The 12,059-nt window shown below is 61.6% G+C and carries 8 protein-coding genes; all 8 read right to left on the bottom strand.

Annotation, left to right across the window (positions count from 1 at the left end):
• Positions 1 to 1,534 (bottom strand): phosphonoacetaldehyde dehydrogenase (gene phnY / locus XdyCFBP7245_RS12575; protein ID WP_342352090.1); only part of this gene is annotated, 1,534 nt, incomplete at its 3' end.
• The gene (asnB, locus tag XdyCFBP7245_RS12580) at positions 1,497 to 3,515 is read right to left on the bottom strand and encodes an asparagine synthase (glutamine-hydrolyzing) (RefSeq protein WP_104615949.1); all 2,019 of its coding nucleotides are present in this window, start codon (positions 3,513 to 3,515) and stop codon (positions 1,497 to 1,499) included. The genes phnY and asnB, both read right to left, overlap by 38 nt.
• 10 nt (positions 3,516 to 3,525) lie before the next feature.
• Positions 3,526 to 4,251 (bottom strand): phosphocholine cytidylyltransferase family protein, encoded by a 726-nt coding sequence (locus XdyCFBP7245_RS12585; RefSeq protein WP_244907809.1) that lies wholly within the window; start codon positions 4,249 to 4,251, stop codon positions 3,526 to 3,528.
• Positions 4,248 to 5,189 (bottom strand): diiron oxygenase, encoded by a 942-nt coding sequence (locus tag XdyCFBP7245_RS12590; RefSeq protein WP_228325245.1) that lies wholly within the window; start codon positions 5,187 to 5,189, stop codon positions 4,248 to 4,250. Before XdyCFBP7245_RS12590 ends, XdyCFBP7245_RS12585 begins: the two co-directional genes overlap by 4 nt.
• Positions 5,190 to 5,197: 8 nt before the next feature.
• Complete coding sequence (gene aepY / locus XdyCFBP7245_RS12595; protein ID WP_104615951.1) at positions 5,198 to 6,415, bottom strand: phosphonopyruvate decarboxylase; 1,218 nt, start codon at positions 6,413 to 6,415, stop codon at positions 5,198 to 5,200.
• A complete protein-coding gene (aepX, locus tag XdyCFBP7245_RS12600; protein ID WP_104615952.1) occupies positions 6,412 to 7,377 on the bottom strand; it encodes a phosphoenolpyruvate mutase in 966 nt (321 codons plus the stop codon). Before aepX ends, aepY begins: the two co-directional genes overlap by 4 nt.
• A gap of 1,196 nt (positions 7,378 to 8,573) precedes the next feature.
• Positions 8,574 to 10,547 (bottom strand): sigma-54-dependent Fis family transcriptional regulator, encoded by a 1,974-nt coding sequence (locus tag XdyCFBP7245_RS12605; protein ID WP_104615953.1) that lies wholly within the window; start codon positions 10,545 to 10,547, stop codon positions 8,574 to 8,576.
• Between the two features lie 493 nt (positions 10,548 to 11,040).
• A complete protein-coding gene (locus tag XdyCFBP7245_RS12610; protein WP_005990298.1) occupies positions 11,041 to 11,973 on the bottom strand; it encodes a carbohydrate kinase family protein in 933 nt (310 codons plus the stop codon).
• Positions 11,974 to 12,059: the final 86 nt, after the last annotated feature.

A 12,059-nucleotide genomic window follows, 5' to 3' on the forward strand; every position in this document is an offset into this window, starting at 1 on the left:
TCACGCTGGCTAGAACGCTTGCGCACCCTGCCCGACGCAGTGCGCGAGCAGATGAGCCTGGTACCTTAAAAACGTGGGGATACCTAAGTTCCAGAACCCCTTCCTTATAGCCCAGCCCGGAGTTCTTGATGCCGCCAAACGGCGTGGACTCGAGTCGAAAGCCTGGCACCTCGCGGATATTGACCGATCCGGTCTGCAACTCGGCCACGCAGCGCTGTATGTAGTCCCAGCGGTTGCTGCACAGTGCCGACGACAGTCCAAAGTCGCTGGCATTGGCGATCCGGATTGCATCGTTGATCGAATCGATGCGAATGATCGGTGCCACCGGTCCGAACGTCTCCTGCTGCACCAGCTCCATGCTCGGCGTGACGTGGTCGACGACCGTGGGCAGGTACTGCGCGCCGTTGCGCCGATGTCCGGACAGGACCTGGGCGCCAGCAGCTACCACTGCATCGACACGGCGTTCGATCTGCGCGGCTGCCGCATCGTCGATCACGGTACCCATATCCATCTGTGGATCGAACGGATCACCCACCTTCAGTCGCCGCGTGGCCTCCACCAGGCGCTCTACGAACGCGTCTGCGACCTGCCGATGAACCAGTAATCGCTTGATCGCGGTGCAGCGTTGCCCGCTGTTGCGATAGGCGCCGGCCACTGCCAGCGAGACAGCTTCGTCGAGATCGGCATCTTCCATCACGATCATCGGGTCGTTGCCCCCGAGCTCCAGTATTTGTCGTTTGTAGACGCAGCGGGCAGCGATCTGCTTGCCTGCGGCGACGCTGCCGGTGAAGGTCACCATATCCACCTGTTCGCTGGTCAGCAGCGTGTCCCCGATGACCGCCGGTTTGCCGGTGATGACCGTCAGCATCGGTCCGGGAAGTCCGGCATCTGTCAGCAGATCGGCAAACAGCAAGGCGGTCAGCGGAGTCTTCTCACTTGGCTTGAGGATCATCCTGTTGTTGGTCGCGATGGACGGCGCGATCTTGTGTGCCACTTGGTTGAGCGGGTGGTTGAACGGGGTGATCGCCACGATCACACCGAGCAACGGATCGCGCTGTGTATAGACGCGTCGTTGCTGTCCACTCTGGGTGATGTCGCACGCGTAGATGTCGCTATCGTCGATCAGCACCTGATGCGCGGCCGTGCGCAGCACCTCTGCGGCACGGCCGACTTCGTAGCTGGCATCGCGCACGCATAACCCGCTCTCGGCCACGATCGACTGCACGAACGCAGCGGTGCGTGCGATCAACAGATCGCGCGCGGTCAACAGGATCGTATGCCGCTGATGGCGGGTGAGCGTCGGACGGTAAGCGTACGCCTGCGCGAGCGCATAGCGCACGTCTTCGGCCTGCGCCAGCGGTACCGTTCCGACCAGCGTCCGGTCGTGCGGGAAGCGCACCTCCAGCCGATCGGTAGCGCCATCCACCCGTGCACCGGCGATGCGCCATTGCTCATGTCGCAATTGCATCTTGCCCACGTCGGCTCCTTCGTCTCGGTCAATGCATCTGCACATGGGCGCTGTGGGCATCTGCATCAGCAGTGATCGGCGCTGTGTGCAGCGGCGACGCGGCGCTTGCAGCCGGCACGGCTTCGACCACGCCCCGGAACCACAGCTCCACGTTCATCAGCATCCACACCTTCTTGCCGTAGAAGTCGTAGTCCAACGATTGCGGATGCGACAGGAAATGCTCCAGCCGCCTGGCATCGAATAGGCCGCGCTCGCGAGAGCGCCGATCGAGCAGGATCGCCTTCGCGTCGTCGAGCATGCCGGCCTTCAGCCAGTCGTCCAGCGGAGTTGGGAATCCCATCTTCTTGCGCTGCGCAAGATGCGGCGGCAACAGGCGTTGGGCGGATGTGCGCAGCAGATACTTGTTCTGGTCCAGCACCTCGGAGGCGTTGAAGGCCGAAGTGCCCAGGGCGCGGATCAGCGCGAGCGGGGAGCGCCATTTCATCTTCAGACGATGCGGCATATGGACGAACGTCTCCACTAGCTCATGATCGACAAAAGGTACGCGTCCTTCCAACGACGCGAGCATGCCGATGGTGTCCACCTTGTCCAGCACGCATCCCAGATGGATTTTCTGGAACACGTGCAGCACCCTGTCGTGCGGATCGCAATCGCGAGTCTGCTCGAAGGCTTCTTCGAACGGGGCCAGCGTCTTGCGGTCGCCGTTCAGACGGCTGCGCACGTCAGGCGAGAACAGTGCCATCTTCTCGTCCAACGGCATCCAGTGGTAAACGTTGAAAAAGTGCTCTATCTGCCGTGCGCAACCGAGGTTGCTGACGGGGCCGTATGGGTCGCGGCCCAGCTTGCTCAACCATTGCGCCGCCGGGCCCAGTACGCGCTGCGCCGCTGCAATCTTCTTCCAGTCGAATGGCGAGCGCATGACTCGCCCATAGCCACCGAAAAGTTCGTCCGCGCCATCGCCACTAAGGGCGACTTTGACGTGGCGACGAATCTCCTTCGACAGCTTCAGTCCGGCCACCATCTGCGGAATCATCAGTGGTGCATCGCATTGCACGATCAGTGGCGCCATGCCGTCGATGTATTCCTTCCGGTCGATCACCAGATGCGTGTGTTCGGCGCCGACTGCGGCGGCGGCCTCGGCCGCATAAGCGCCTTCGTCGTAGCCATGCGTGCCATAGCCGACCGAGAAGGTCTGTGGGGGCGATGTCATATGGCGGGCCATGAGCGCCACCATGATGTTGGAATCCAACCCGCCGCTCAGGTAGGCGCCGAGTGGAACATCCGATACCAGGCATCGCCGCACTGCCGCGTCGAGCTTCTCGGAGAGCGTCTCCAGCCAATCGGCTTCACTCCTGCGTTGCTCCGGCATGGGCGTTGGCAGCGCCCAATACCGGTGCCGGTGCAGCTGTGCCAGCGTCACTACCAGCATCTCGCCCGGCAGCAGCTTGTGGACGCCTTCGAAATAGGTGTTGTCCCACACCGGCTGACGGAAGCTCAGGTAACTCGAAATGCCGTCCAGATCGGCACGCCGTTCGAATCCGTGATGCTGGAAGAATGCCTTGACCTCCGAGGCGAACACGAAATCCGAGCCGATCTGTGTCCAGTACAGCGGCTTGACGCCCAGCCGGTCGCGCGCGAGTGTCAGTGTGCAGGTGCGCGGATCCCAGGCGGCGAATGCGAACATGCCCGACAACCGCTCCACGCACTGTGCACCCCACTGAATGAAGCTGCGCAGTAACACCTCGGTATCCGAACGCGTCCGGAACTGCGCGCCCAGCGCTTCGAGTTGTTGGCGCAATTGCTTGTAGTTGTAGATCTCGCCGTTGAACACCAGCGCCACGCCGGTGTGCTCGTCGATCATGGGCTGATGGCCGCCCGGTACGTCGATCACGCTGAGCCGCCGGAAGCCCAGACCGACCGGGCCGGAGAGATGGATGCCTGCGTCGTCCGGACCACGGTGCACGATGGTCTGGTTCATCGCATGCAGCATGTCGTGTTGCTCGAAACGTGCACCGTCACGATGGAAGATGCCTACGAATCCGCACATGGTGTTTCCTTTAAGCAGGCACTGCAGGCGCAGGCGTGGAGGATGCGATGGGAAGCCGATTGGCCTTGCGCAGGTCGTCCTCACAGTCGATTTCGACCCAGCGACGACCGCCCATCCACACGATTAGCGCAGGAGATGCCACCGGCAGTTCGGGGATGACGCTGGTGTAATACGACTGCTGTAACTCACCCCGACGGACGCGGTCGACGATGCGTTCGCTCAGCGCGGACGCGGCGCGCGCACTGAAGCGGGCGATGCCGATGAAATTGCCATCGCCCTGCTCCACTGCGATATGGCTACCCAGGTCGACGAGTCGCTCGCCCTGTGCCAGCACCCGCATCGTGCCTTCAAGGCAGGCGCGCCCATCGGCCAGCACAGCGATCTCCGCCTCGGTGTTGACCAGATCGCGCAGCGCATCGCTGTCGACCCAGACATCGGCGAACAGAATCACGCATGTGCCGGAAAGCAATGATGCGAAGGCGGCCAGGGTCCACAGGTTGTTGGTGTCCGCAAAGTCGGGATACACGTGACGGTGAACATACGATGGCAGTACCCGGGCCACGTCGTCGCTGCGGTAGCCGAGGATCACGTGGATGTCATCGACGCCAAGCGTTACGAGCGCATCGATCTGATGCTGGATCAGGTGCTTGTCTCCCAGTGTCAGCAGGCACTTGGGCAGCTCGGTATGCGCTCTGAGCCGGCTGCCTGTCCCAGCGGCCAGGATGATCGCCCTCATGGCAACGTCTCCTCAGGAAGAAGGTCCAGCAAGCCCAGGCGCGCGCATTCGTCCTGGACCTGCGCATTTTCCAGGATGCCGACCTTGCGTAGCGTGCCGATGCAGGCCCTTGCCGCCTCGCGCCGGACCTGCGCCAACTGCTGCGGCGAGTAGCAGTCGTTGATCACCTCATCGGTCTGCGCTTCGTTCAAGCCGATATCGTGCAACTGACCTCGCACGGCGACCAGGTCGGGATCGGTGAAGATTGCAATGAACGAGGGTAACAGCGGGCCGATGCGACGCTTGAGTCGCTCGCTCAACTGCGGCCAGACCTGGGCGATGAAGCTCGCAAAGAAACGGTGGTGTCTACTCTCGTCTTCCGCATGGTCTTTCATGACTTGACGTACTGCGTCGATCACCCGCGGATCGCGAGGGATTTCGACCAGATTCCTGGTGATCAGTGTTTCGGAAATCGAGCAGAAGAACAGTGGCAGCAGCTCGGCGGTGGAGGGATCGGCGCGCGCGAACTCGCGTTGCAGGCGTTGATAGAACGCAGGAATCTTGGCCGATGTGGCGGGGATTGCGGTGTGGGCCCGCACCAGGCGTGCCAGATCGGCGGTGAGTTTGCCGTGGTAGGACTCGTCCACCAGAATGTTCCAGGCGTCGATGACCATGTCCTGCGGAAGTTCGAATCCGCTGTCGCCGCGCGCGATCCGATATACCGCTGTGTTGACCACCTGATGCTCCAACACCTGCGTGAACTCAAGGTTGTTGTACAGCGCCTGCGCCAACAGCCAGCGCAAGGCATCCGGACCCTGCGCCTGCACAAGAGGATGGCGATGACACGACACCAGCTCGGGTGTGAAAAGCAATCCGTTTTGCCAGTCATTGGCGGCGGGTGCGTACATCGGTAGCGGGCCGCGCACCTTCGCGTAGCGTGCCCATTCTTTGAACGGCATTGGGTAGTTCATAACGCCGCCGACCGCTCGGTTGTGTTGGCGCGTGCAACGGCAGGGTGGGCGGTCGCGTCGGATGTGGACACCTTGCGCTGCTGTAGGTGCGCTGCAAATCGTCTGCCGACTTCGCTTGGCGAAACGGTGGGGCGCGGTAACGGATGCATGGAGCCGGGTCGTATGCGCAAATGGATGAAGTGCGGCCCGGCACTGTGTAAAGCGATTCCCAGTGCTTGTTTCAGCGCTGCATCTCCGTGGCAAGCGTAGGTGGCCCGATAGCCGCAGGCTGCAGCGATGCTGGGGAAATCGATGTTTCCCGAATTGGTCGGCTGACCTCCCGTACTGTCATGCACGCCATTGTCCAGCAGCACATGAATGAACCTGGCCGGTTGATAGCGGCCGATGGTGGAGAGGTTGCCGAGCTTCATCAGCGCAGCGCCATCGCCATCGAGCACTATCACGGGATAATCGGTGTTGAGCGCAGCCCCCAGACCTAGCGCACTGGCGCATCCCATCGATCCCACCAGGTAGAGATTGCGTGCATCGTCGCTGACGCAGAAGAGTTCCCGCCCGGTCTTGCCCGTGGTTGCGATGAGGGCAGTGTTATTCGGTGTCATGGAGACCACGGTGCGCAGCGCGTCCTCCCTGCTGGGCAGCGGCAATTCGGATTGCCCGAACTGCGACCGCGTCGCTGCCGGGGCTCGGATCACCGCCTGCGCCAGCAGATGCTCGTCTTCGAGGACGTTGGGTTCCACGATCAGGGCGTACGGCAAACGTGTCTGCTGGATGCAGGCATGGGCGGCCCGTAGCGTGGACGCGATCTGATCCGGTTCGGACGGGAAGCGTGCGTGCGGAATGCGCAACACATCGAGCAGACTCTGGGTGATCTCGCCCATGACAGCGTGCTGAGGCTCGTCTGCGACACCGGGGGAGCCACGCCAGCTGCAGATCAACAGACAGGGAATCTGAAACACGTGGTTGAGCGAGGTCAATGGATTGACAGCGTTACCCAAGCCCGAGTTCTGCAACATCACTACTGGCAGTCGCCCGGCAAGATAGGCGCCGGCCGCGATGCCAATGGCCTCGCCCTCGCTGGCTGCGGTGACATGATGTATATGCGGGTCGCTGAGGACTCCATTGAGCAGGGGTGTCAGATAGGAGCAAGGCACGCTTGTGTAGAAATCGAACCCCAGCCGCGACGCCGTCGCGACAAATTCCTTGCCGTTGATCATCGTGCAGCCCCTGCGTCATAGCTGTTGTCCGCCAGGACGGCGATTTTCTCCTTCTTGGGGAGATAGATGCTTTCGGCCTGTGTCAGTTCATCCTGATCGACCAGGTCGAATATCTCCTTCACTCGTGGTAGTTCCTTCTCGATGCCGCTTAACGAACGCTCCCGGTGAATGGTCGCGCAGATCTTGCGCATGCTGGCCACGGATGCGCGCAGGTTGTGGTTGGCCCAGATGATGCTGGAGATCTTTGCGTCGATGAATGCTTGAGTCGGCACCGCGTAATACGTGGTCGGCACGATCACCAGGGGGCAGCGGTCCTGCCAGTGTTCGGCAAATTTCAGGATCTCCGCCCCGTCGCTTTTCTTGGAGTGGATCAGGATCGCATCGGCTCCAGCGGCGTGGTATTGCTCGGCCCTGCTCAACGCTTCGGTGAGCCCACGGCCGGCGATCAGTGCCTCGACCCGCGCAACGACGCAGAATGCGTCGTTGCTCTGGCTATCCTTGGCTGCCTTGATCTTGCCCGCGAACTCGGAAGGGTCCGCCAGTTCCTGATCGTCGCCGATGAAAGAGTTGGTCTTGGGGAACAGCTTGTCTTCGAGGCAGACTCCGGCGACGTTGCGTTGGCAGAGTTTTTGGACAAGCCTGCGCACGCTGTTGAAGTTGCCATAGCCGGTATCTCCATCCAGCAGGATCGGCAGATCGGTGCTGTCGGTCATGAACTCGACCACTTCCAATGTCTGCGTCCAGGAGGCTTCGTTGGCGTCGCGGACGCCCAACGAGGCTGAGATGGACAGGCCCGATGCCCATATCCCCTCGAAGCCGGCTTCGGCAACGATGCGCGCAGATAAGCCGTTATGCGCTTCCATCAGGAACGAAGTGCTCTGTCCGGTGAGCAGACTGCGCAGCTTCGAAGCCAGGTATGCGTCGCGATGACGTCCATCGATTTTTTGAGTTGAGGTGTTCAAGGAGTGAACTCCATATGTTTATTGGTTATGTTTGTTATATATGCAGACCGTGGGGAAAACCTCCCACGCCACTTGTCGCATTGGCGAAGGGCATCAAAGGGGAGGTCGATCAGGTTCTTTCAGGATTTTACGGGTCGCTGAAATAATGGCGGTGAGCGCCATCGGCTGCGCAACTAAAAAATTCGTGATTTATGTTGCATCTTTTTTTTCCTAAAAATTTGAATAATTGAATAAATAAAAACGTATCAATGGCGAATTAAAATCAGTGCGAGTTGTCACGATTGCCGTGTGAATGGCGTAGTGATACGGATCTGCCGCTATGCGTGGTGCGAACGCAGTCGCCCGGCTCGGTCAGGAGGTTGCCTGGCCCGAATCATTCACGCTCAATGGAGCGTTTTTGTAGTTCAGAAGAAAATGAAGGCGACTTTTAGGGTATGGAGGCCGAGCGCCTGTATGTGGAACGGCTGGTCAAAACGCCGCGTGCCTTGCAGTCTCTGTCCACTCTCAGGCATCGCATGCGCAAAGTTGCACACACATCCTAATAATTGTGTCGATGTCGAGCGTGCATTGCTGTACGCGCATCGCTGAAGGCCATTGTGAATATTTTCATGGCGTTTCGACTCGACCACAGTGGAATCAGGAGTTGCACGGAAATATCCTGTGTATACGGGTGCCGATATCAGCAGAAACCGATGGCACTCTTGCAAGTACTTTTATTCAAAATGCGGTCTTTGCTCTTGTCCATCGTCCTGATCTGTTCAGGTTCTGTTGGTGCCGTATGGATGTGCTCGATGAGTTATTGATAATTCTTCTGTCACCTAACTGTCAACAGAAAGATAGTCAAATCGGGCGAGAATCTCTCTATTGCGACTAGGGTCTAGATTTTTTGGATTGACAACCCAATTGAAATTGGTGGTCATTGTTATTTGCCAGTCGATGACATGATTCCGGGCGCGCTGGTGAGGTTTCGCATAAGCGACCCGAGCGGATCGGGATCATGTCGATCCAAGCCAGCCCCAGGATGTCTTCAAGAGCGCAGCAACGCGGCGCTAACCCAAGCATGCGTATCGAAATGGCGCAATCAGTGTGTAGGACGCAGATGTCGAGCGATACGTCCGATCGCAGCGAGTGATCACTCGGGCCAACACCTGCATTTGCCTGCAGGATGCAGCGATTAGCCACAGGCAGTACAGCGCTCAGCCCGTATCCAACCCATGCTTGCGCAGCTTGCGATACAGCGTATTGCGGCTGATGCCCAGTGCGTCGGCGGTACGGCTGACATTCCAGCGGTGGCGTTCGAGTTGTTGTTGCAATACCAGGCGTTCGGCCTGATCCAGCGCCACCCGGCCAGGCATGTCGTCGGCGGCCACGGCACGGCCATCGACCAGGCACGGCGCGCTGCCGGCATCGACGATTTCCTGCGGCAGGTTGGGCAGGCGGATCACGCCGTCGCTGCACAGCACTGCCGCGGTACGCAGCACATTGCGCAGTTGGCGCAGGTTGCCTGGCCAGGCGTAGCTGAGCAGTTTGTGCATTGCCTCTTCGCTGATGCGTACGCTGTGCTCTGCGTTTTCTTCGCGCATCAGGGTGCGGATCAACTCGGCTTTGTCGCTGCGCTCGCGCAGTGGGGGCAGATGCAACACCACACCGTTTAGCCGGTAATACAAGTCCTCGCGAAACTCGCCTGCGGCTACGCGTTGCGCCAGGTCGCGATGGCTTGCGCTGATGACGTGCAGCTCCAGCGGCACCGCACGTTCGCTCCCCAGCGGGGTGACGCATTGTTCTTCCAGCACGCGCAGCAGGCGGCTTTGCAGTGGCAACGGCATGTCGCCGATTTCATCCAGAAACAGCGTACCGCCGCTGGCTTGCAGCAATTTGCCATGCCGGCCTTCGCGCGCGGCATCGGTGAAGGCACCGCGCGCATAACCGAACAACTCGCTTTCGATCAGCGCCTCGGGAATGGCGGCGCAATTGATCGCGACAAACGCACCGCTGGCCCAGGGCGAGCCACGGTGCACCGCCTTGGCGAATTCCTCCTTGCCGGTGCCGGTGTCGCCACGCAGCAGGATCGAGACGCGGTGCGCGGCCAGTTTCAGCGCATTGGCCAGGTTGTGGCGCATGCGCGGGTCCGAGCCGACGTGCTCGCCTGGCTGCAGGTCCGAATCCGGTGCGGCCTGCGCCGGCCCGCCCACCGCCGGTAGCACCGGGCGGGCGCGTGGCGGGCGCACCAGCGCATAGAAGCGCCGCCCGTGGCAGGCGCAGCGGATCGACCACAGGGTGCCGGCGTCGCTGCCTGCACGGTGTTCGATGGTGTCGAAGTCCAGCTGCATCACCTGCGAGATGTCGCGGCCTACGAGCTGGCTGCGATCGATCTTGCCCAACTGCTCCAGCACCGCTTCGTTGACCGCCAGCACGCGGCCATCGGCACCGATGGCGATCAATGCCTCGTGCAACAACCCGGCAAATTCCGGTCGGCTGTGAAAGCGCAGGATGAAGGCATGACCGAACTGATTGAGGAAATGCGAGCGCGAAATCTGTGCGGCCGACATGCTCACTAGGGCCACGGTATGGCGCTGGATCTGTTTGCTGTCCTGTGCGTTGGGGGTGGACGCATCCAGCACCGCCAGTAGCCCGCCGTGCGGGTCCAGGATCGGCGCACCGCTGCACGACAGCGGCAGGTGTCGGGTCAGATAGTGTTCGCCGCGATGCACGCTGACCGCCGTGCGCTCGGCCGCGCAGGTGCCCAGGCCGTTGGTGCCCTGATGGCATTCGGCCCAGCTGGCGCCACAGAACAGCCCCGCCTGGCGGAACTCGCGCAGCAGGGTGGAGTCGTGCACGCTGTGCAGCACGGTGGCATCGGCATCGCCAAAGATCACCGCGTAGCCGCTGCCGGCGATCTGCTCGTACAGGTTTTCCATTTCCACCTTGGCGATGCGCAGCACCTCGCCAAGGCGCTGCTGGCGCTCACGCACGTGCAGGGCGTCGTGCACTAGCGGTTCGGGCGTCGCCTCGGGCAGCAGCGCGTAGTCCTCAAGACAACGCCGCCACGACCGCGCCAGCGGCGCCGCCAATGGCGCAATGTCGCGCAGCCGTCTGATCTGCCGGAGTACATCCGGTTCGATCTCCGGCAAGGCGATGGAGGGAGCGGCGACAACGCTTGGCTCGGACATGGGCCAGCGTTCCTCAGTGGGCGCGAGACGTCAGTAGACGCACAAACCGGCCGTATGCTCAAACTGCATTGCAGCAAACTGCGTCGCGCGTCGCGTCATGCGGGGTCTTTATGGCCGGCGGCCAGAGCGTGTCCGGGACGGTAGCGGTTGCTGCGCGCGCAGTTTCCAGCGCGGCTGACATGCCCTTCTCTTGGCTGTGTGAGAAGGCGAGCTCGGCGGTTGGCGTGAGCGCCGGGGGAGCAAAAAGCAGGCGCGGGCGGCGCGTGGGCTGATGCGGAGGGTCGTTTCGACGCGCTTGTGCGGTGCCGCTACGCGCGTCCCCTCATCCGTCAATGCGGGGCACCTTCTGCCGACGGGAGAAGGAACAGGGTGCATCGCTCGCCAGAGCCCGCGTCACCAACGCGGGCCAGGCACGGCGCACGGGTGGCGTTGCGCGTACGGTGCGCAGCTGCGCTGCCGCACCGCTGCCGCACCGCTGCCGCTCAGCACAGCCTCAGAGCGCGTAGCCGAACTGTTGCTTGAACTGATCGTTGAATTCGGCGAAATCGAAGCGCTGATTCTGGGTGCCGGGGTGTTCCACCTTCAGCGCGCCCATCAGATTGCCCATGCGCCCGATCGTCAGCCAGTCGTAGTTGTGCTGGATGCCGTAGATCAGGCCGGCGCGGAACGCATCGCCGCAGCCGGTGGGGTCGACCACGCGGCGTTCGTGCGCCGGCGGGATGTCGTAGGTCTTTTCGGGCGTGTGTACCAGCGCGCCCTTCGGGCCCTGCGTGGTGATGTAGGCCTGCACGCGCGAGACGATGTCCTTCTCGTTCCAGCCGGTGCGTTCCTGCAACAGGTTGGACTCGTAGTCGTTGACCACCACGTAATCGGCCTGCTCGATGAATTCACGCAGCTCGGGGCCGTTGAACAACGGCATCGCCTGGCCAGGATCGAAGATGAAAGGAATGCCGCCGGCAGCGAACTCTTCCGCGTTCTGGATCATGCCTTCGCGGCCGTCCGGGCCGACCAGGCCCAGCGTCACGCCCGGCACGTCGCGCACGTGATTCTCGTAGCTGCGCATCATCGCGCCCGGATGGAAGGCGGTGATCTGGTTGTTGTCGTGGTCGGTGGTGATGAAGGCCTGCGGGGTAAACAGGTCGTCGATGATCTTCACGCGCGACAGGTCGATGCCCAGCGTTTCGAAATGTTCGCGGTACGGCCCGAAATCCTGGCCCACCGTGCCCATCGGAATCGGCGCACCGCCGAGCAGATGCAGGTTGTAGGCGATGTTGCCGGCGCAGCCGCCGAACTCGCGGCGCATGCGCGGCACCAGGAACGACACATTCAGGATGTGCACCTTGTCCGGCAGGATGTGATTCTTGAACTGGTCCGGGAACACCATGATGGTGTCGTAGGCGAGGGAACCACAGATCAGTGCGGACATCGAGTCAGGCCTTTACGTAAGGAAATACCCGCCAGTTGCCGGCATGGCGGCGGGACGGCGCCAACGCCGCGGCGCAAAGGGTAACG

Origin of the sequence: Xanthomonas dyei, from assembly GCF_002939865.1 — a bacterium.
Classification (GTDB): Bacteria; Pseudomonadota; Gammaproteobacteria; order Xanthomonadales; family Xanthomonadaceae; genus Xanthomonas; species Xanthomonas dyei.

Bases quoted from the DNA above. Each gene is read 5' to 3' on its own strand.
- asnB (WP_104615949.1), bottom strand. From the start codon at position 3,515: ATGTGCGGATTCGTAGGCATCTTCCATCGTGACGGTGCACGTTTCGAG.
- XdyCFBP7245_RS12585 (WP_244907809.1), bottom strand. From the start codon at position 4,251: ATGAGGGCGATCATCCTGGCCGCTGGGACAGGCAGCCGGCTCAGAGCG.
- XdyCFBP7245_RS12590 (WP_228325245.1), bottom strand. From the start codon at position 5,189: ATGCCGTTCAAAGAATGGGCACGCTACGCGAAGGTGCGCGGCCCGCTA.
- aepY (WP_104615951.1), bottom strand. From the start codon at position 6,415: ATGATCAACGGCAAGGAATTTGTCGCGACGGCGTCGCGGCTGGGGTTC.
- XdyCFBP7245_RS12605 (WP_104615953.1), bottom strand. From the start codon at position 10,547: ATGTCCGAGCCAAGCGTTGTCGCCGCTCCCTCCATCGCCTTGCCGGAG.
- XdyCFBP7245_RS12610 (WP_005990298.1), bottom strand. From the start codon at position 11,973: ATGTCCGCACTGATCTGTGGTTCCCTCGCCTACGACACCATCATGGTG.